Annotated in this window: 18 protein-coding genes and 4 pseudogenes; 10 read left to right on the top strand and 12 right to left on the bottom strand. The window is 70.5% G+C overall.

Going from position 1 to position 20,008, the window contains the following annotated elements; all coding sequences use genetic code 11:
• Positions 1-334: 334 nt before the first annotated feature.
• Positions 335-997, bottom strand: coding sequence for a hypothetical protein (locus OG730_RS40390; protein ID WP_327308973.1), 663 nt, complete (start codon positions 995-997; stop codon positions 335-337).
• Positions 998-1,109: 112 nt separating this feature from the next.
• Positions 1,110-1,415 (bottom strand): transposase, encoded by a 306-nt coding sequence (locus OG730_RS40395; protein ID WP_327308974.1) that lies wholly within the window; start codon positions 1,413-1,415, stop codon positions 1,110-1,112.
• Positions 1,416-1,884: 469 nt separating this feature from the next.
• On the opposite strand from OG730_RS40395, the gene OG730_RS40400 reads away from it, so the two are divergent.
• Entirely contained in the window at positions 1,885-2,229 is a 345-nt protein-coding gene (locus tag OG730_RS40400; protein ID WP_327309612.1) for a DUF5959 family protein, read from the top strand.
• 77 nt (positions 2,230-2,306) lie between these two features.
• On the opposite strand, the pseudogene OG730_RS40405 reads toward OG730_RS40400, so the two are convergent.
• The 4 genes and pseudogenes from OG730_RS40405 to OG730_RS40420 form a co-directional block, all read right to left on the bottom strand.
• Positions 2,307-2,464 (bottom strand): annotated as a pseudogene (locus OG730_RS40405) (IS21-like element helper ATPase IstB); the annotation flags it as partial.
• 67 nt (positions 2,465-2,531) lie between these two features.
• Positions 2,532-3,164: a DUF2461 family protein gene (locus tag OG730_RS40410; protein ID WP_327308975.1), complete on the bottom strand. Its 633-nt coding sequence runs from the start codon at positions 3,162-3,164 to the stop codon at positions 2,532-2,534.
• A 193-nt stretch (positions 3,165-3,357) separates the two neighbouring features.
• Complete coding sequence (locus tag OG730_RS40415; protein ID WP_327308976.1) at positions 3,358-4,257, bottom strand: hypothetical protein; 900 nt, start codon at positions 4,255-4,257, stop codon at positions 3,358-3,360.
• Positions 4,254-5,267: an SPFH domain-containing protein gene (locus OG730_RS40420; RefSeq protein ID WP_327308977.1), complete on the bottom strand. Its 1,014-nt coding sequence runs from the start codon at positions 5,265-5,267 to the stop codon at positions 4,254-4,256. The genes OG730_RS40415 and OG730_RS40420 overlap by 4 nt, the downstream gene beginning before the upstream one ends.
• Before the next feature lie 524 nt (positions 5,268-5,791).
• On the opposite strand from OG730_RS40420, the gene OG730_RS40425 reads away from it, so the two are divergent.
• Positions 5,792-6,181, top strand: coding sequence for a hypothetical protein (locus tag OG730_RS40425; protein ID WP_327308978.1), 390 nt, complete (start codon positions 5,792-5,794; stop codon positions 6,179-6,181).
• A 223-nt stretch (positions 6,182-6,404) separates the two neighbouring features.
• Positions 6,405-6,620: pseudogene (locus tag OG730_RS40430) on the top strand (transposase); the annotation flags it as partial.
• A 690-nt stretch (positions 6,621-7,310) separates the two neighbouring features.
• Here the strand turns inward: OG730_RS40430 and OG730_RS40435 are convergent.
• Both OG730_RS40435 and OG730_RS40440 read right to left on the bottom strand, forming a co-directional pair.
• Positions 7,311-7,436, bottom strand: a pseudogene (locus OG730_RS40435) (RNA polymerase sigma factor); the annotation flags it as partial.
• Between the two features lie 548 nt (positions 7,437-7,984).
• On the bottom strand, positions 7,985-9,007 hold the full coding sequence (locus OG730_RS40440; protein ID WP_327308979.1) for an ABC transporter permease: 1,023 nt from the start codon (positions 9,005-9,007) through the stop codon (positions 7,985-7,987).
• Positions 9,008-9,111: 104 nt separating this feature from the next.
• On the opposite strand from OG730_RS40440, the gene OG730_RS40445 reads away from it, so the two are divergent.
• Positions 9,112-9,750, top strand: a complete 639-nt coding sequence (locus tag OG730_RS40445) for a TetR/AcrR family transcriptional regulator (RefSeq protein ID WP_327308980.1) — start codon at positions 9,112-9,114, stop codon at positions 9,748-9,750.
• A gap of 113 nt (positions 9,751-9,863) precedes the next feature.
• Here the strand turns inward: OG730_RS40445 and OG730_RS40450 are convergent, their stop codons facing one another.
• Positions 9,864-10,040: a hypothetical protein gene (locus OG730_RS40450; protein WP_327308981.1), complete on the bottom strand. Its 177-nt coding sequence runs from the start codon at positions 10,038-10,040 to the stop codon at positions 9,864-9,866.
• Between the two features lie 27 nt (positions 10,041-10,067).
• On the opposite strand from OG730_RS40450, the pseudogene OG730_RS40455 reads away from it, so the two are divergent.
• Positions 10,068-10,298 (top strand): annotated as a pseudogene (locus tag OG730_RS40455) (ATP-binding protein); the annotation flags it as partial.
• Between the two features lie 97 nt (positions 10,299-10,395).
• The gene (locus OG730_RS40460; RefSeq protein WP_327308982.1) at positions 10,396-10,971 is read left to right on the top strand and encodes a DUF6368 family protein; all 576 of its coding nucleotides are present in this window, start codon (positions 10,396-10,398) and stop codon (positions 10,969-10,971) included.
• 153 nt (positions 10,972-11,124) lie between these two features.
• Here the strand turns inward: OG730_RS40460 and OG730_RS40465 are convergent, their stop codons facing one another.
• A complete protein-coding gene (locus OG730_RS40465; RefSeq protein WP_327308983.1) occupies positions 11,125-11,469 on the bottom strand; it encodes a DoxX family protein in 345 nt (114 codons plus the stop codon).
• Between the two features lie 875 nt (positions 11,470-12,344).
• The gene (locus OG730_RS40470; protein ID WP_327308984.1) at positions 12,345-13,514 is read right to left on the bottom strand and encodes a DUF4241 domain-containing protein; all 1,170 of its coding nucleotides are present in this window, start codon (positions 13,512-13,514) and stop codon (positions 12,345-12,347) included.
• A gap of 577 nt (positions 13,515-14,091) precedes the next feature.
• On the opposite strand from OG730_RS40470, the gene OG730_RS40475 reads away from it, so the two are divergent.
• The 4 genes from OG730_RS40475 (at position 14,092) to OG730_RS40490 (ending at position 18,988) form a co-directional block, all read left to right on the top strand.
• Complete coding sequence (locus tag OG730_RS40475; RefSeq protein ID WP_327308985.1) at positions 14,092-14,748, top strand: hypothetical protein; 657 nt, start codon at positions 14,092-14,094, stop codon at positions 14,746-14,748.
• A 709-nt stretch (positions 14,749-15,457) separates the two neighbouring features.
• Positions 15,458-16,468 (top strand): quinone oxidoreductase family protein, encoded by a 1,011-nt coding sequence (locus tag OG730_RS40480; protein WP_327308986.1) that lies wholly within the window; start codon positions 15,458-15,460, stop codon positions 16,466-16,468.
• A 235-nt stretch (positions 16,469-16,703) separates the two neighbouring features.
• On the top strand, positions 16,704-17,123 hold the full coding sequence (locus OG730_RS40485; RefSeq protein ID WP_327308987.1) for a hypothetical protein: 420 nt from the start codon (positions 16,704-16,706) through the stop codon (positions 17,121-17,123).
• Between the two features lie 296 nt (positions 17,124-17,419).
• Positions 17,420-18,988 (top strand): hypothetical protein, encoded by a 1,569-nt coding sequence (locus OG730_RS40490; RefSeq protein WP_327308988.1) that lies wholly within the window; start codon positions 17,420-17,422, stop codon positions 18,986-18,988.
• Here the strand turns inward: OG730_RS40490 and OG730_RS40495 are convergent.
• Complete coding sequence (locus OG730_RS40495; protein ID WP_327308989.1) at positions 18,985-19,947, bottom strand: NHL repeat-containing protein; 963 nt, start codon at positions 19,945-19,947, stop codon at positions 18,985-18,987. The two genes, OG730_RS40490 and OG730_RS40495, sit on opposite strands and share 4 nt — an antisense overlap.
• Positions 19,948-20,008 lie beyond the last annotated feature (61 nt).

Consider the following 20,008-nt stretch of genomic DNA (forward strand, 5'->3'; position numbering starts at 1 on the left):
TGCCGCGCCAGACGCCGCGGCCCGGCCATGACCCGCCGGGCAGCTCCTAGTGCTACGTGCGAACTCGCATCACCGCTGGTCACAGATCCGCCTGTAGGGAGCGCCGTACATGGCGAATTCCGCCAACTGAAGCACTCAGTCGCACCGGACAGGTCAGTTTGCGAGTTCATCGGTGGGATCGGCAGGCCACGGCCTTTCGGGGCGGCGTTGTCTGCGAGGCGCGCCGGCCGTCGAAAGCCGAGAGGCGGGCGCCCCTGCCCCCCGGCCGAAAGCAACGCCCCGGCTTGCGCGGGTCCGGCCTCCGTACGCCGCCCTAAGGGCTGTCCCGCAACTGTCAGGAGGGGTATGAGTCGGGCTGGTCTGCTGCTGCGGCCCAGCGACGGATGTGTGGGTCGGGATGGACGCGGGCGGATGCGAGTGCGCTTTCAAGTAGTTCGTGCAGGGGTGACGGGTATGCCGCGCGGGAGGTAGGCAGGCTCAGCAGGACATGGTGGCGCTTCTGCAGGTCGGTGGCTTCGACAAACACCCGCAGGGATGTCTCCAGCCAGGCGGCCTTGATGCCTTGTGACTCGTCCAGAGCGGGATCACGTACCCCGCCGGGTCCGTACGCTGGAGTCCGATCTGCCCGCAAGGGCACATGGGCGCTGTACCAGGCCCGCACGGCACCAGCCCGCTCGGGATCCGTGCCGATCCGCAGGTAGTCGACCAATGCCGCCATCACACGGCGGCGTCCGAATGCGTAGACCGCCGGCTCGACGAACCAGCGGCAGAAGCTGGGATCCGGGTCGTACACGGCTGCCGCCATCAGCGGGGCGAACCACTCCTCGGGCAGACTCGCACGTTCGAGCAGGGGCTCACGCACCGCATGGGCAAGGTGGCGGGCATGCCGGTCCTTTGGCGCCATGCTGACGTCTCCGACGCCGAGCAGCCGGGCCACCTCTGTCACGCATGTCAGGAATGAACGCGGCTCTATGCCGCTCTGCTCGCCTTTGGTCACGGCAGCATTCTGGACCGGCCATGTCGGCAGGCACAGGCCCGAAGGCCGCTGGCGCTTGGGCGGAAGAGCACTCGCTCGACCTCCCTTGGGTGGCACGATCGCGGTGTGGCTTCTAGCTCTGCCTCAGATGCTGCCGGTGACCGCGCAGGCAGCATCGGTGCGGTGACACGCACCGCTCGGTGGCCTGTCCGAGGCTGTGCCACAGGTGCCGGCGGTCGGCCACCTGGAGGGCCAGCGGGGCGCCGAGCGTGGTGCCTTCGGAGTAGAACGGGGCGCGGTCCCGGCAGATGACCTTGATCTGCGGATGCTGGGCTAGCCAGGTTGCCAGCGTCTCTGGTTCCCGGTCCGGCAGAAGTTCCAACGGTCGGCGCGTCTCCACATCTACTAGGACCGTGCCGCAGACGCGACCTTTGCGCATCGCGCACTCGTCGACGCCGACCGCTGTCGGCTGCGTCGGGTTCGGCTCGGGAAACGTGGAGGATGCGCAGGACGGTGCTGCGGCTGACCGGGACGCCGATCAGTCCAGCGAGCCGTTCACCCGCTCGCCCGGCAAGCGCCAGGCCCAGCGAAGCAAGCTCCGACCGCAGCCGCTCGGTCCAGCGGCCAAGCCGGCGCGTCAGCCCTGGTATCTGTTCCACGAACGTCCGCCGCGGGCACCCAGACGCCCCACAGGCGAAGCGGCGCACTCGCGACGACAACACGACAGGCCTGCCCGAGAACGGTGGATCGCCGGGAAAACGCAGGTAAGTGCCGTGAAGGCGAGGCGGCCGTGATCCATAGCCTGGGCACGCAGCACCGTAGGTCGTACCGCGGATCCCGATGCATGAGCGGTCGTCACCTGGGTCGACGGAGGTCACGGCAACGTCGGCGAGCGGCGCGAACAACATCTGCGAGATCCGCCGGGGACAAGCGGTCACGTTGTCTATCTGCGCGTGTTGGAGCTGCCAGTTCCTGGCAGGGACTGTCTGGACTGCGAGTTCGTCGTGGAGACCGAGACCGTCAAGGGCAGCTTCCCCGCCTATGTCACGTCCGATGACCTCGATGACTGGCAAGAGGCCCTTGAGGAGCTCGCCTCAGGTCGGTTCGTATCGTGGCTGAACTCGGGTCGGACGGTCCAGTTCAAGATCAAGCCGCTGAGCCCTGGTGTGATCGGGGTGTCGCTCCATGACGGTCCGTCGTCGCAGGTGACGGTCAGCTTTCCCCTCTCCCCAGGCGACCGGCTGGATCGATGATCAGCGTGCTCGTCTCGAAAGGTGCGGCGAGCGCTTGACAGCTGACCGTCCCGACGTCGCTGGTGTTCGGCTCGTCGTCAGCCGGCGGCTTGTTGCTCGGCGCCTGCTCGGGTGGTGGCGAGGTGGTAGGAGTCGGTGCCGGCCTCGATGATGTTGCCGCCGAAGGTGAGTGGGTCGACGATGGCCGTGCAGAGGCGCGGTCGGCGAAGGTCTTTGTCCGGCCAGAGAAGGATTGCGGGTAGGACTCGCAGGACCGCTGGGTGCAGGACGCCCCGGACCTTGGGACCGGCACCCTCGTGATGTCAGGAGGCGTGCTTCACGTGGCGGACCAGCCACATCAGCAGGGTGTCCAGGTCGGCGGCGACCGAGAGGACCCTGTCGAGCGCCTCGGAGGTGTGCAGCCACTCGTCGCAGCCGAGGGGGCGGGCGGCGATCAGAGAACGATGCCGCAGCAGATCCGTACGGGAGTGGTTCGTCGGATAGCCGCGCGGGGGACGTTTCATCACGTCCCCGGAGATGTCGTAGCCCATCCTCCGAAGGTCCTCGACGATGGCGGACAGTTCCCGGCCGCTCCCCTCGGATGCCACGGCCTTGCGGAACCTGTCCACCTGGCCGGGATCGGGGTACCACCAGGCGCCCTGGATGCGCAGGCCGTCCAGGGAGAAACGGAGACCGATCTCGATCTTGCGGTCGAGCCTGATCACCGCGCTCTGGTTCTGCCACCACCAGGAGTCGGTGCGGTAGTGCCAGACGGAGAAGTCCTCGTATCGCGGGTCTGTGTCCGCGACCTCGTTGAGCAGGTCGATCATCGGCTGGCGGACCAGGCGCTCGCGGTCCGCGCGACAGCGCTCGCGGATCGCATGGGTCGGTTCGCCCTGGAGCTGCCACAACACGTCCATGGCCTGCTCAGGCCAGCCGGTGAACTGTCCGCGCATGCCGGCAGGTTAGCTCAGCTCGGCGATCCCATGTCCGGTGGGCCCGTAGGCGGCGAATTCGTCGTCGGACCATTCCGTGTCGTTGAGGCGGCCGGGGAGGTATTCGAGGAGCCGGCGGGCGTCGCAGGTCGCTCAGGTTCACGTGGTGGCGGTCCCCGCAGCGGTGGCGACGGCCGGTCGTAGGGCAGGGCGCTCACGTCACCAGGTGCAGCGATGTTCCAGCGATGCCCAGCCGTACGCTCTGGCCCCACGTCAGCTCCAGCGCATCGCTCTCCATACCGTCGCCGAACACCACGATCCGGTCCGACTCCACGGTCAGCCGCAACCCCTGACCCCGCCCCAGCTCCCCGGCGACCCTCGTCGTACCGGTCGCGGGAGAGGGCCAGGCCTCCCGTACGAACCACAGGAGCCGCCGCTCGCAGGGCGCGGGCAGCCCTGCGGAGCTGCCGCGCTCCAGCCACAGGGAACGCAGCCAGCCGGTGGCGCCCGTGCCTGTGCCCACCAGCACCCCGGAGGATGCCTGGGCCTCACCCGGGCCGTTGTCGCCGTCGCACCCCAGGCGGTAGCGGGCCGTCTGGTGACCGTGCGAGCCCACGTAGATCTCGTTCAGCGCGAGAAGACGCTGGGTGTCGTCGGCGACGGCCTCGACCATGGTCAGCTCCTCTGCCCGGCCTCCGGCAGCGATTGCCGCACGCAGCAGCGCAGCCGCGTCGCCGCAGCGGTGCCGGACCAGGACTCCCGGGTTTCGCCCCGGGTCGGTGTCGATGCCCACGACCGGCTGTCCGCGCAGGTACTTCGCGGTATTGGCGACCAGACCGTCCTGGCCGACCACGACCACCACGTCCTCCGGGGCGAACAGGAAGCGGTCCAGGTCCGCCCGTTCCACCCGGGAGCTGCGCCAGGTGAGCGGCACCGCCGCCGCCACCTCCCGCAGCGCCTGCCGCGTGCGTTCGTGGCGGCGGACCACCTCGTCGATCGACCGGCCCCGGCTGGAAAGGAAGAACGCGGCCTGCCCGTGCGTCCCGTGCCGGGCGAGAAGTTCCTCGTACTCGGTTCTGCGGTGCACGAGCACCGCCCTTGGGGCCAGGCTCACGCTCCCGCGCCGCCTTCCGGGCGTCCGAGCTTGGCGAGGAGCCCGGTGAGGACGTCAGGAGAGAGCGTGATGCTCTCGATCCGCGGCAGGTTCTCCGCCAGCCGGGTTGCCGCCAGGGCGTGCAGCGTGCCCGGGACTGCTTCGTCGTGCACGCGCAGCCAGGCTGCCTGCACCTCGGCGCGCGCCGCGCCCGTCTCGCGCGCCGCCTCGGCGTCCGCGCGGGCCAGGCAGACCTTGCGGGACGCCTCGGTCTCGGTCCGGATGCCGTCCGCCGCCGCCTTCTCCTCGGCCTCGCGGCGGGCGTTGATGCCGCGCTGGTCGATCAGCTGTTCCTCGCGCCTGGCCAGTTCGATCTGGCTGGCCAGCTCGTTCTCGGCGATGGCACGCTCACGCTCGACGGCGACGGCCCGCCGTTCGTAGGTGGCCCGGTCCGCCTCCTGCTGGATCTGCTCGCGGGCCGGGGTGCGCAGGGCGCGCTCCACCTCGGCCTCGGGGCGGATCGCCACGACCCGTACGGCCACCACATCGATGCCGGTGGCCGGGAGTCTGGGCTCGGCGGCGAGACCGGCGGTGACGTTCTCCCGTACGGAGGCGACGCCGTCCACCAGAGCGACGGCCAGCGGAGTCCGGGCCAGTACGTCCAGCGTGTGCTGCTGCGCGGTTTCGGTGAGGAGGGTGGCGATCTGCTCCAAGGGGGCTCCGCGCCAGCCCCCGGTGTCCGGGTCGACGGAGAAGTCGAGCCGGGCCGCGGCTTCGGCCGGGTCACTGATCCGGTAGGTGACGGTGGCCTGCACGGCGACGTCCTGAAAGTCGGACGTACGGGCGTGGAACGCCATGGCCAGCTCCCGGTCGTCGACCGGGACTTCGGACAGTGCCGCTGAGAGTGACCGGTACCAGAAACTGAGCCCCAGCCCGTCGTGGACGAGTCGGCCGCGCTTGTGGTGGCGGATGTGGGTGGTGGGCGCGGAGCGCAGATGACGCCAGCCGAAGCGCCGGGTGATGTCGGCCATGGTGAACCCCCTTCATTTCGTCAATGCGACGATAATGGGATGTGCTCATATCGTCAAGAGGACGAAAAGGGGTGCTTGGGCGCTACCCGGCAGCAACGGAAGCCGCTCGAACGAGCCCTCGCCCTGCCGGACGGGCTCCCGCCCGGGCGGCCTCATGGGCCGTGCTTCACCCCGCTTCCGACGCTCCCGTACCCGCCCACGCGGGTGGGCGCCGGCTGATGCCGGTCGCGCAGGGCGCCGACTTCCGCCAGCCGCCCGGCGAGACCGGGCCCGCACCCGCCCCGGCCCCGACGGCTGCTCGCCCCGGCGGACTCACCTTTTCGGACCCGGACCGCCAAAACTGAGCGGCTACCATCACGGGTTGCGCCACGTCCGGGATTAGCTCACCACCTAGCCCCGCCGCCCGGTGTGCCAGCGCCTCCACCAGGAGAGTGGTCGGAGCCGGCCCGGCTCCCGCCTCGGATACCGTGTCCTCTACGGGGTGCATATCGGATGTGACGCCCCTCACCAGAGGTAGTCAGCGTATGAGTTCAAAGCGCAGCAAGAATCTCGCCCTGCCCGTACTTGACGACGCATTCCGACTCGCGTCGGTCAAGGACGCCGAAGAGTCCACCCGTGACTTGGCCGCCCGGCTGGCCACCACCGAGCTGCGCCGCGCTTCCCACCCGGGCCGGGTCACCTGGGAGCCCACGGATCAGGCCGAGCCCGTACCGGTCCCGCCGACTGTGGTCGACGGTGACGGGGACCTGTGGCTGCGGGACCGGGGCACTGGCACCTGGACCATGCCCGAGTTCAACCCCAAGGAGTTCCCGGCCCGCTGTGGCGAGGTTCTGACGTGGAACCAGCTTGCCCGCGAGTTCGGCCCGCTGACCGCACTGGCCGACGACCGCCGCATCGGCGGCGGTCGGCGCTGACCGCGCGGCCTTCTGGGATGACCGCGTCCCCTGAAGCGCCCGTTTGAAGCGCCCGTTACGGGTAGCGGGGAGCTCCAGCTCACCGCCGAGCTCGACCATGGCGGCGAGCAGCTGAGCGTGGTGGTGGCGTGCGACGGGCTCGAGCAGCGTGGTGCGGGCCCGGCGCCAGGCCGTGTTTGAGAACTGAGGTCCGTGTCTCGCCTCATGCCGTGATGATCTCGGTGTGGGGCGAGGCGATCTTTCAGATGACCGGTGGGCAGTGCTGGGGCCGTTGTTGCCGGTCGCAGTGTGGGGCAGGCCGTCAATCTGCGGACGGCGGTTGATCGACGGGATCCGCTGGCGGGTACGGACCGGTGCTCCGTGGCGGGACCTACCGCCGGAGTACGGTCCGTGGCAGACGGTCTACGGGCTCTTCCGCCGCTGGAAACGCAATGGCAGCTGGTCATCGGTGCTGACCAGCCTGCAAGCGCGGGCGGATGCGGCCGGGCTGATCACCTGGGACGTGAACGTCGACTCCATGATCTGCCGCGCCCCGGTCCCGGGCCCACAGCCGGAAGGCCCCGAGGCGGGGGATCGCAGGCCGCCGGTAGGGGCCGCCGCAATGGCGGCCCCTCGGTACGGGCCAGGCCCCCCTCCCTCTCTTCTTGGCGTAGAGCTGCGTGAGGACCCGGATGGCGAGGCCGCACGGCACTCGGCGATCGAGGACTTGTTCAGGGAGCGCCGGACGGCCGAGCCGTCACCATGTGCGAACGCCGCTGTCCGGACAGGTCGGGCTGTGTCACGGGCGAGGGGTTCCGGTACGGGGCCTGCGGCACCGGTCGCGCTGGCCGCGACGGCGGCAGCCGACACGAGCAGGCGCCGGACGCGACGGCGGCGCACAGCGGCCCGATGCGGGAAGGCTTCCACCGGGCTCCCCACCTCTGCGGCCTCCGGCGGCGACGGCTCCGCGTACCGCTGTCAGCGCAGCGTCCACCGCCCGTGCGGTCGGCGGAGCCGCGTCCCCTGCGGCTCGTACCCGTCCGCGCCGGGGAAGTCGAGTACGTCGTGCTCGGTCATGCGGGATCTCCTGTCCGACGACGGGTGGAGCTACCTGCTGCATGGCAGCCCGCACCCGCACCCGGACCCGGGCCCGGTACAGCGGGGACCGGGCGGTGCCCGGCGGTATGCCGACCACAGCGGCGGCCTCGGTGGGGGTGAGCTGCTCCCAGGCGACGAGCAGCAGAAGTTCCCGCTCGACATGGGGAAGTCCGGCCATCGTGCTCCGCAGCAGCGGTCCGACGGCGGCAGCGTCGAGCCGCTGCTCGACAGCGTGCCAAGGGTCACTGGCCCGCTCGTTCGCAGCGGGCAGCTGCTGATCCCGGTCGATGCGGCGCCAGTGCGCAGCGAGCACGTTCCGTGCCACACCGAACAGTCGAAGGACTGCGGGGCGGGCACGCCACGCCCCATGACCGAGGACGAGAAGGCCGGCGTAAGTATCGTCAGATGCGGGTGGTGTCCTTACGGTGACGGCCGTTCTGTCGGTCGGCGCGCTCGCCGGACGCAATCCGGGGGTGACGGCCGGCAAACCGTCCCCGCCCGGCCAGGGCAGGGGCGGCCTGGGAACGCGAAAACCGATCAGCGTGTCCGGGTGGTTCTGATCGTTCGCGTATGCCTCCCGCCGCGCCGCCGACCACGGTGCTCGTTCGGCTGGTGGGGAGCGTCATTCGGGACGCGCGTGGTTTCGGCGGCTCGGCATTTCGCCGTAGGGGTGTCCCGTCCAAGCGGGCCGGGGCGACTGTCACCGCGGTTGGCTTCCGGGCGGCTTCAGCCGGCCGTAGCGGCCTCCGGTGCCTGCCGAGGCACGGCGGCGGATGCGGAGGTGGGGCGGCGCGGGCGGGCGAGCAGGACGGCGGCCAGGCCGGCGATCACCCACATGGTCAGCGTGATCGACGATCGCACGGCCTGTGCGCCGTCGAAGAACGCCACGGACCGCAGCAGTGAGCCACCGGCGCCGGGCGGCAGCCACTGGCCGATCAGCCCGGCCGGCTCGGGCAGCAGCTCGGGGGCGGAGGTCATGCCCGAGAAGGCGTTGCCGACCAGCATGCAGAGCAGGGCGCCGGCCCCTATGCCGGCCGGGCCGATCAGTGCCGCGAGTCCGGCCACGGTGGCGCCGACCGCGAGGGCCGTGAGGCCGAGTGTGCCGGCTTCGGCCCACCAGTTGCCGCTGAGCGCGCCGAGCCAGCTGTGGGTGAGCGCGGCTGCCACGATGCCGACCAGGGCGGCCGAGCCGAGAAGTGCCAGGGCTCCGCGGGTACCGCGCAGTCCGAGGAGCGTGATGACGGCGCCTGCCGCGATTCCCGCGAGGGTCATCGGCAGCAGGCTGGAGTTGAGTACGGCGCCGCGTGGGTCCTGGGCCGGCGCCGCGACCACATCGGTGATCCGCACCTGCGTGCCCTGCGGGCTCCCGGCGGTTACCGCCTGCTGCAGCAGCTGGGCCACCACCGTGCTCGCGGCCGAGGCGGTGAGCAGCTTCGGGCCCTGCTGGGTGACGACGACCGCGCCGTACACCGTCCGGGCCTCGATGGCCGCACGGGCCGCGGCTTCGTCGGCGTACCGGTGGATCTCGAACGCGCCCGGCTTCTGCTGCAGTTGCTTCTGAACGCCTTCGGCCGCCGCCGCGGGGCCCGCGACGCCGATGGGGAGATCACGCGGTGCGCTCCGGCTGGCCGGCCAGGAGAACGCCCACAGGGCAAGGGTCACGAACACCGGGATCAGGACTATGACAGCGATCAGACGCCTGCCCTGGGGCGGAGACGGTGGCGCGGAAGTAGCGGACACGGTGGACATCGAGGCTCCCGAAACAAAGAGAATGAGCATTCGTTTTAGATGAGCCACTGTGGTTGCAGGCTGTGACGCTTGTCAAGAATGAATGCTCGTTCTACGTTGGGCGCATGGCTCGCGTATCCCAGGAACACCTCGACGCCCGCCGCCGCCAGATCTTGGACGGCGCCACGCGCTGCTTCAGCCGCAACGGCTTCCACACCGCGTCGATGCAGGACGTCCTGCGCGAGGTCGGTCTCTCCGCGGGCGCGGTCTACCGCTACTTCACCAGCAAGGACGAGCTGATCGCAGCCATCGCGACCGAGGCTCTCGCCGCCGTCCGGGCCGCCTTCGAGCGAGCTGCCGAGGAGCACCCGCCGCCACTGCCCGACGTACTGCTCACCCAGACCCTCGGCAACGTGCTGGCCGGAGGGGTGCTCGGCAGCGGTGGCCCGGGAACCGGCGACGAGCCCGAGTTTCCCCGAGTGGCACTGCAGGTATGGGCGGAAACGCTGCGCAACCCGGAGTTGGCCAAGGCGCTGCGCCAGGGGTTCGACGAGATGCACGGGGCCTGGAGCAAGATCGTCGCGGGCTACCAGGAGGCCGGGCTGATGAGGGCCGACGTACCGGCCGACCGCGTGGCGCGCACCTTGGTGGCGCTGGCGCAGGGGTTCATCGCCCAGCAAGCCCTGTTCGGAGATGTGGAGGTCGAACAGTTGCGGGACGGGCTGCGCGGCCTGATGTCCATGACGGGACCCAGGGCCGGCTGACGAGCGGGGGACCAGCAGACTCGGCCCTGACAGCCCGCCCCCACGCCGCCCTTCTGCCGGCACTGGGCGCGCCGGACGCAGCCAGGCGGTTTGTGGGTATCAGCGCCCCGCTTTCAGTCGGTGAGTGCGCGCGCCATCCGGTCGAGGTCTTCGAGGAGTCCGGTCAGGCGTTCGGCGGGGATGGCCTCGATGGCGTAAGCGGTTCCCGGCGCCTGATTCAGGCGGCGTAGGCCTTCATCGGTGAGCTTCCAGCGGCCTGGCTGGGACAGCCCGGCGTCGGGAAGACGCATGGTGTCGTGGCTCTTTCCGTGGAGTGAGCCGAGGCGAACCCGGTGATCCAGGTGATCTCAAAGAGGTGGGGAAAGGGCTCGATCACCCTGACATCGAACAAGACCTTCAGCGAAGGGGGACAGGTGTTCGGCGACGAGGTCCTCGCCACCGCCATCCTCGACCGTCTCCTCCACCACTGCGACGTCGTCTCCATCAACGGCCCCAGCTACCGGCTTAAGAACCGGCTCGCCGCCATCGAAGGCGACAACGCGGCCTGACCAGCAGGTCCGTGGCCCGAAAAACGATCGGATGTCTCCCCGTGGACCTGGTAGAACCAGGTCCACGGGGCACCGGGCCGCGCATTCGGGGGGCATCATGGCGGGACCGGCGGTGGGGCTGTGGCTGTTCGAGCACCGCAGCTTCGAAGGGATACGAGCCGGTGTGATCCCGTGGCTGGAGACGATCTGCGGACCAGTCGAAACCGAGGCTGACGGAGACGTGGCCTTCCGAGTCCAGGACCCCGCATCACTCGGCCTACACGCCCTCAATGCCGCTGCGGCGGGCATGTTCTTCCTCTCGGAGGACGACTGCATACCGGCAGACGACGAGGACTACTCCGACTTCTCGCAGCCGCCAGTCCAGGGCCTCGTACTCGCCGCCGGCAGCTCGGGGCAGGTGAACCACATGCTGCTCGGGCACCTCGCCCTTGCCTTCGCCCAACGGCTCCACGCGGTGATCGACTTCGACGGGGTCCTTGGATTCACCCCTGGCGACCGGGCCGAAGAAGCCGCGGACCTGGCCCGAGCACGGGCGCTGGTGGCATCCCTTCCCGGTACCGTCAGGGAAGTTTCCTACGACACGGGCGGCGGCTACCGCTGGATCCGGCATGTCGGCGATCTGCAGTTCCTCAGTGCCTGGCTGCGGCACCCAGACTTCCGCCTCGTCACATAGGCCCACCCGAGCCACACCGCACCTCGGCATGGCACGAGCTTGAGGCTGACACTCATACCGTCGCCCAACTGGGCACGTTCATCCGTATCTCACTGAGCACTCTCATGAGTACGCGGACAGTCGCGGCCGCTTTCCAGCGTCGCGGAACAGCCTTCAGGCGAAGGCCAGGGTGGCCGTGGCTACGACGGGTGCCAGGTACAGGACGGGGAACGCGACGGTCTTGTACGAGCGCGCCCGCAGGACCGTGACGATCGCGCCGAGGAAGTAGAGGATGAGGCCCGCCGCCGCGGCCCCACCGAGTACGGGCACACCCAACCCCACCAGCAAGCCCATCGCGCCGAGGAGCTTGAGGACCGCGAGGGCAGTCCACCATGAACGCGGCACCCCGTAGACCACCAGGGGCTCGACGACGAACGCGGCGCGCCTCAGCAGCGACACGCCGGAGAATCCCACCCACAGGGCGGTCAGGACGGTGACGACAACAGCGGTAGTGGACATCCAGGGCTCCCGGAATGGTGAGTGTGGCGCGGGCCCGGCAGATCGTTCCTCTGCAGTCCCTCGCGGTGGGAGACCAGCACACCCCCGGCCCGCCGCACATCCCATCCCGACGGGACACCATGGGACACCCAAAGTCCCGCTGACCAGCACAGACAACGCTTCAACCCATACCGCACCGCTGGGACGAAACACATCGACAGGTCCACACGGCACAGGCCGGCCGACCCGCCCTGCAAAAAGTCTCTGACCGCTTCCTCAAATTACGGAACGGCCTTTAGGTCCCGCTGAGCCGGTACGGCGGCACAGGCCGCCGCCACCTGGGGTGGCCGCGCGCTGCGCCCGTGCTGGACGCCGGCAATCTGTCAGGGCCGGGTGTCAGCGCGGGCCCGGACCGCGCGCCTCGGCGGTCACGCGGGTCCACCACCACCGTCCGTGGAGCTCGGGGTCGGTCACCGGCTGCAAGGCGATGGGCAGCCGGGCCCCGGCCGCTTCGATCTGCGCATCGGCTTGGCCCCATACCTGACATCCCGGAAACGGCCCCCGGCGCAGCCGCGCCGGAAGTCAAGAGCGCCAAGAACAACAAGGGCGCCGGAAAGAACAAGGCCCGGCGTCTGGGTGTCGTTTCCGCTGGTAGGCGTGGGTGTTCAGTACTGACGTGGGGTGCCGATGTGGTGCTGTCATGTCTGGCGTAAGACGTATGTGCTGGTCGTTTTGGTGCAGATCGGGTTGGCGCGGGCCGGTGTCGTCAGTCAACGTTCCCGCGCTTCCCGTAGAGACCTGTCAGCTCTCACCCTCGCGGCCGAGTCCAAGTCCATGCACTGAGGGCCGGCGACCCCTCGTGGGCGGGCTGCCCAACTGCGGTTATCCCGGCCATGTCAGGCACTGGTGGTGGTTCCGTCGTCTGGGAGCAGCTCGGGCATTCCCTCCACGAGCACGACAACCGCGACGACTTCGCCGGCCTGGGAACGGCCGACCCAGACGGGATAGGTGCCGTCGCCTGTTGTCGCGAAGGCCGCCAGCTCGCCGCCGGTGGCCTGGTCGCGGGTACGCAGCAGGTACATGGAGTCGCTGATGTCCTCGTAGGCGTCCGGATGCAGGTCCGGGTCTCCCTGGATCAGTCCTCTCTCGAAGAGCGCGAGGAGGGGTTCCCAGGCTCCGGCATCGGCGAAGCAGCCTGTGGCTCCGTCTGTGGCGAAACCGGAGATCTCGTCCTCGACGAACAGCCGGAGGTCGTCGTCGGGCCTGAGCGCCATCCGCCAGCTCGTGGCGGGGGCTTCGCTCACGAGCACGCGCACAGCCATGGTGTCCGTGCGGGTGACTTCGCTCCCCTCCCACATGCAGTGGTAGCCGTGTCGGGCTCGCGCCTCCTCCAACGCGTACTCCCCGGGCGGGACGGGGACTGTGAGGTGCGGGCCGTCTTCGTGGTCGATGTCCGGGCCGGAGATTGCGAGCAGCCCGCTGGGTACGCGCAGGGTGCCGATGCGGCGTGGCTCCACGATCGTCATCTCGGGGTGGTATCCGTCGGTCACGCGTACCCCGGGCCGGAACAGCTCACCGATCGGTCCGGGCTGCGCGGGGCGGGGTGGACACCAGCACGTGGTGGGCGCGAGTTCACCGCCGTCGGCGGCCGCCGCGGCCGGCTCGGTGATCTCGAAGACCAGCGGCTCCGTGAGGCCGTGAACCTGGCCCGAGAGCAGTGGCCATTCCCCGAACACCGGCCGGTCCACCCAGCGCTCGTCATCGCGGCTCCTGGGCACGGTGACGTACATGGGCCCGCGCTCGCCCTGGGGCTGCTCCGTTCGCCGGCCCTTCCCGCCCGGGAAGAGCTCTACGGTGATGCGCGGGCAGGCCTCGTCGAGTTCCGCCATTTCTGGGCCGGTGTATTGCCGGTGGACGGTGCGCCGGGGCCACAGCCGCGTCGGGTCGTCCAGCAGCCGCAGGTCGAGCTCGTAGGTACCGCGGCCCTGAGCGTCGTACGCCCACAGGCCGACGTAGTGATCCCGCCAGGAGACGAGTCGAACCTCCAGCGGAGCCTCCCGACCCACTGGCCAATACACGACCACGTACGGAAGCCCAGCGGCATCCCGCTCACGGGCCTCCGCCACAGATATCGGCCTCCAGGGAACGCGAGCCTCCGGATCCCACGCCCGCGCGTACCCCACCTTGACCACCATCGCTGCTCCCCACTCGCCTGTGTAACGAGTGGCAACATAGCCCCCACCTGTGACAACACCCCTCACCGGCATGCTCGGGCCGGTGAGGGGTGCCAGTGGGGTAGGCGGCTGTGGATGGTGGTGGTGTGAACCTTGACGCGGGTTCCGTAGGGGTGGGCGTCCGTGCCGCGGATCAGCGCGAGGCGGGAGGGGGCGGCGCCGGTCGGCAGGGTGGTGGTGAGGGCTGCCGTGTGGAGGGGGCGGGCGGAGGGTGCGCAGGCGGTCGGCGAGTTCGCTGTGGGCTCCGCTTGCCGGTGTTCCGGGTCGGGCCGGGTCTCGCGTGTACGCGCGGGGGCGTGTGGGAGCAAGCGCCCGTCGTCACCCGTAGGCGCCACCGCACCGCGGTAGGGTGCCACCGGGAACGGTTAGGGTGCGTCGGGAACGTGATCGCGCACCCGTGGGGGATGGAATGACAGTGCACCGGCCCGGATTGCCGCAGGACCTGCCCGCGCCGGAGATCCTGTGGGCCCGGTGGAGCGCGGTCGCCGTGCTGGAGGCGACGGCCGAGGCGGAGCAGAAGCCGCCGGTCCACCGCACGGGCTGCTGGATCGACGACCGTGGGCTGCACCTCGACGACTGCGGCTGTACCTGGTGGACGCTGAAGCCGCTGGGCGGGGACCGGTTCGTGCTCTTCGGTGAGGACGAGTCCAGCGGGGTCAAGTGGCACGAGCCGCCGGTCGACATGCTGGCCGGGGCTCCGGACTGGCTCCCCCACGACGAGCTCCGTGAGCTGATCGCGGGCAACGAGCTGGGGTGCGTGTACTGGTCCGAGAACGGGTCCTGGGCACGGGCTCCGTACCCGGCGGACCTCGATGACGACGGTCTCGACTGCGGGTTGAGCCGTTTCGTCAACGAGGACGAGCTGCTGCGGGAGCTCGACGGCGGGGCGGTCCTCGGGGAGGGCCGCGCGGAGCTGGTGCGCCGCGCCGAGCGGTACGAGCTGACGCCGGAGCTGCTGGAGACCCTCGTCCGCCGTTCGGGCGGCGAGCCCGCCGACCTGCCGGCCATGCTGCGCGCCCTGCGGCGCTCGGGCCTGGCCCACGGGAGCCCGCAGCCGGCCGCGTGACGTCGCTTGGCCGCCAGGGTCGTCAAGTGGGTGTTGGCGGTCTGTGGGCAGAGCACCACCGGCTCGTCCTCCTACGACACCGCACTCTGGGGTCTGGTCTGGCGCCTGACCGCTGGCCTGGCCCGCTATGCGATTCCGGCGTACTACCTCCACGACGCGCCCGGGCCGGCCCCTGGCTCCGAGTCGGCGCCACCGATGCGCGGCACGGTTCGGTCAGGAGGCGTCCAGATTCACGCCCGCGAGCACGGGCATCGTCCGGAGGAAGTCCGGGACACTGCGGAGTTCGTCCAGCCGCTGCTCGTAGGACTCGACACGCCGCGTGCAGTCCGCGGCAAGGCCGGTCAGCCGGTTCAGCGGATCCGTCTGTGACGCGAGGATGACGGAGTCGTAGTTGCCCAGGTCCGAGCCGATCGTGAGATCGACGAAGCAGCGAGCCCTCGGCTGAAGAACCCACAGCGGCGAACCAGACCGCTACCCAACCTGGCTGGCCCGCTCACCCCTTGACTCTGCGGGCTGAGGTAGGCGGTGGTCGATTTCGTGCGCCGCGCGGTGGAGCTGCCGGAGGCTACGCCCGTTGTGGTGGGTGGCCGTAGGGCGGTGCGGAAGCGGCGGGCTGGTCTGCTTGCCGGGAATCGGATCGCCGTCAACGGGGTTGGTGGGGGATGAGCCATCAACGGGGTTGGTGGGGATGAGCCGTTTTTGGAGAGTCATGCGAGCGATTCAGGTGTACGAAGTGGGCGGTCCCGAGGTGCTGCAGGAGGTCAAGGTGGACCAGCCGCGGCCGGGTCCGGGGGAGGCGGTCGTGGAGGTCGCCGCATCCGGGGTCAACTTCCTCGACGTCTACTACCGCGAAGGCCGGTACAGCCTCCCGCTGCCCTTCACTCCGGGCGCTGAGGGCGCCGGTACGGTCGTCGAAGTCGGACCCGGCGTCGCTGATGTCGCAGTCGGGGACCGGGTCGGTTGGGTGGAGATCCCCGGCACGTATGCCGAGCGGGCCGTCGTGGACTCCTCCCGGCTGGTGCCGCTGCCCGACGACATCGGCTTCGAGACAGCGGCCGCCGTGCTCCTCCAAGGCATGACCGCGCACTATCTCGTCAAGGACGCCTACCCGGTTCAGGGGGGCGACACGGTGCTCGTGCATGCGGCCGCTGGTGGCATGGGGCTGCTTTTGACCCAGCTCATCACCCATCTCGGCGGCAGGGTGATCGGCACGACGTCGACCACGGCGAAGGCCGAGCTGGCGAAGCGTGCCGGGGCCGCTGAGGTGATCCTTTCCTCCGCGGTCGACGATCTCGCAGCCGAGGTGAGGCGGCTCAACGGCGGTCAGGGACTGCCGGTTGTCTTCGACGGCGTCGGCGCGCACACCTTCGATGCGAGCCTCGCCAGCCTGCGAACCCGCGGCCATCTCGTGCTCTTCGGCGCGGCAAGTGGTGCCGTGCCGCCGTTCGATCCGATTCGGCTCGCCCACGGCGGTTCGCTGACCCTGATCCGGCCCAGCCTCGGGGACTTCATCGCCGATCGGTCCGAACTGCTCCGACGGGCCGCCGATGTGTTCGAGTGGGTGCGCTCCAAGGCGCTTGAGATCACCGTAACGGGCCGCTACGCACTGTCCGAGGCCGCCCAGGCCCACAGCGATCTGGAGGCTCGGCGTACCACCGGCAAGCTGCTCGTCATACCCGATGCGGCCGCTACGGGACGCCGCGAGGAGACGCAGAGCTGATCGCGGGTGGCTGGGTCGGGGATCTTGGAGACTGAGATGTCGAGGGCATGACCGACCGTCATCGCCGAGATCCCCGACTGTGAGGATGGGGAGACACCGCTCGAGGGTCTAACCCGATTCCCGATCCCCGATCCCCGATCTCTGATTGACGCTCGGCTGTCCTCACTCTGAAGCGTCGGCCCTCCGAGCGGTGCCAAGGCGCGCACCGTCCGTCCGTCCGTCGGCCGGTGCGCGCGTGTCCGCTCGCCGCGTACGGAAGGAACCGAGCGAAGCGCTGATCTGGGCCTGGATCCTCGCGCCAGTACCGCAGAACGGTTTCCTGGACGATGTCGAGCCGGCCTGCGGCAATGAGGCACGAGACCGACTTCTGTCCGCCGATGTCTGCCTCGGAGGCGACCACGACGGCCGGTGTCTCGCCGAGCTGGCGAATGACTTTGAGGAGCTCGTCGGACATCGGGGCCCGGAAGCCCGGATCGTGAAAGCTGGACGGACGGCTGACGAAGACCGGATCGTCGAAGATCAGTCCCAGGCCGTGGTGGTAGGTCAGGTCGTGGTCGGCGGCGCGCTCGAGCTGTCCGCGGTCCCAGGAGACGACGTCCCAGTCCCACCACGACCCTTCGGGAAGCCGGATCGCGGCATGCGGCGCCGCGCCTGACTCCAGGCAGCGTCGCCCGGTCCGCCGCGTACATGCCGTCCGATAGCACTTCGTCGGTCAGTTCGAACTGCTCGGGGCCGGCGGGACCGGTCCAGGTGACCACCGTCCCGGCCGGCCTGCTGCTGGGCAGGTGGACGGGCTGACCGACGGACGGCCCAGTGCTGTTCCTGAACCCCGAAGCCACGGCGCCCCTCCCCGGGCCCATCCGATGGATTGACGGACTCCGATTTGCACGCGATAGTTGCGCGGCCGGGATGGGGCCCGGTCGCACAACCAAGGGGCGGGACGCAGCAGCGATGCACGGCACGAATGAAAACAACCAGGTCAATGAGGACATTGACGACGCGCACCCGGCCGGTGGCGAGACATCGCTCGCCACCGCGACAGCCGAAGGCACCGGGCAGGAAGTCGCGGACGCGAACGCCGCGGTGCGCGGAGGCGCCGAAGGTGCCCGCGCCGAGGGACGGGCGCTGCTCACCGCGCGGCGGTGGGGCGCGGCCCGGCAGGCGGCCCGAACGGGACTGAAGGCGTACGGGCCCGACGCCGAGCTGTCGCTGCTCCTCGCGCTCGCGCACGCGGCCGAGGACGACGACGACGAGGACGACCGCGCCGAAGAGGTCTACCGGGACGCTCTCGAGGTGTTCCCCGACCACCTGGGGCTGCTCGCCGGGTACGCGGAACTCTGCCTGCGCAGCGACTTCCAGGACCGCCCGGCACGCAAGAACCGGGGCCCCGCCCTCGCTGCGCGGGTGGCCGAACTCGCCCCCGACTCGCCCGAGGCCCTGCGCGTGGCCCAGGTGCAGGGCGCGCCCTGGCTGACGGCGGTCCGCGACAAGGCCGCGAGGCCGCCGCGCGTCGCCCGGACGCAGCTGTACGATCTGCGCCAGGCACTGGCGGCCGGCCGCGGTGTGCGCCCCGCGGCCGGGCAGGCGCGGGCGGATGCCGCGCAGCGGCCGGACGACGCGCGCCGTGCCATGCTCGCCGAAGCCCTCGAAGTACTGGACCGCCCCGGTCGGGTGCTCTTGCTGCCGCTCGTCCGCCGGCCGTTCGAGTCGGGCCTCGTACGCGGCGTCCTGCTCGGCGCGGTGCTCGTCGCCGTGGTCGGCCTGGGGCTCCCGCAATGGGTGTGGTGGGCCGGGATCGCCGCCTACGGAGCGCTGCCCTTCTGGCTCGGCAGGGTGCTGCGCGGAGCCCGGCGCCGGGGCGAGCCGGCCGCTGCCGCACATCCCGTGCCGCGGGAAGCACCGCTGCCCGAGCTGGCGCCCGTACCGCCGTATTCGTCCCGCGAGCTGGCATTCGGCCTGGCCGGGGCGGCGGTGGTGCTGAGCAGCCTGGTGGTGGCCGGGGTGTGGTCGTACGCGAAGTACACCGCGTATCCGCGGTACGAGGTCGTCAGCCCTGACTCGTTCCAGGGGATGAAGCGTGTGTGGAACTCGCCCCTCAACCAGTTGTTGGCGGAGGCCGCCGTCGCGGTTCCGGGGGACTTCAAGGCCTTTACCGAGGTGTACGGCGACCCGACGGCCAATGAGGGGCACATCGGCATCTACGGAATAACGGGGGACTGGCACGACATGTCCCCGCGCATGCTGACCTCGTTCGCGGATGCCGCGCGAGCCGGCGCCGAGAGCGTCGGTGCGACGGTCAGGACCTGGAAGCCGGAGGCGGGGCCGGCCGGAGGCTGGCTGGAGTGCGTGGAGATCACCGCCGCTGACGGCTACCGCAACATCACGTGTCTGTGGGGCGACAAGGGCAGCTTCGGCAGGGTGACGATCGTCGACCCGGACCTGGCGGACCGGGCCGACTCCCTGACCCGCGAGCTGCGTGCGGCACTGGTCCACCCGGCGGTCGGCGCGGACACGCCCTAGGACCGCCCCTCGCGATGGGTGCCCGCCGGGAGGGTGCGGGTGGGCGGGATCGCCAGGCCCGTGGGGGTGTTCAGGCCGGTGACGGGGAGGGTGGTCTGGGCGCTGCCGTCGGGGGCGAGGCGGACCACCCGGTTGTTGAAGGCGTCCGCGACGTAGAGGCGGCCCTTTCCGTCGAGGGCCAGGCCCAGCGGGTCGTTGAGCCCGGACGCGGGAACGGTGCTCTGGCCGGAGCCGTTGGCCGCCAGCCTCACCACACGGCTGTTGCCGGTGTCGGAGACGTAGAGGTTGCCCGCCGGGTCGAGGACGATGCCGGCCGGCTGGGAGAGCCCCGTGAAGGGGAGGGTGCGCTGCGCGCCGCCTCCGGCGGGGAGGGTGACGACGCGGTCGTTCACGAAGTCGGTGACGTAGAGGGAACCCGCGGAGTCGAAGGCGAGGCCCCAGGGGTGGAGGAGTCCCTCGGTGGGTACGGTGCGCTGACCGCTGCCGTCCGCGGGTACCTCGACGACCCGGTCGTTGAAGCTGTCGGCGATGTACAGGTCGCCCTCGGCGTCCAGTGCCAGCCCGAGGGGGCGGGAGAGCCCGTCCGTCGCGACGGTGACCTGGGGGCCGCCGCCCGCGGGGATCCGTACGACCCGGTTGTTCCCGGTGTCCGCCACGTAGAGATCGCCCGCGGCGTCGACCACCATGCCCGTGGGCCGGACCAGGCCCACGGCGGGGACCACGTCCTGCCCGCCGCGGCGCGCCACCCGCAGCACCCGGTCGTTGCCGTAGTCGGAGACGTATAGCGGGCCGCCCGCGCCCCCGGATCCCGGGTCGGAGGCGGCCGCCGTACCGGCCGGGGCCAGCCCGATGGCACACAGCGCCAGCAGCACCAAGACGGAGCCGGCCCTGCGGCCGGTACGGCCCATACGGCCCGTACGGTTCGTACGCGGGGGTTCGGGAACTGCGGAACGGGGCACGGCGCACCTACCTGTCCTGGTCGTCCGGCAGCCGAGGCTAGCCCCGGCGGCCCGGCCGCTC

This window comes from Streptomyces sp. NBC_01298, assembly GCF_035978755.1.
Lineage (GTDB): Bacteria > Actinomycetota > Actinomycetes > Streptomycetales > Streptomycetaceae > Streptomyces.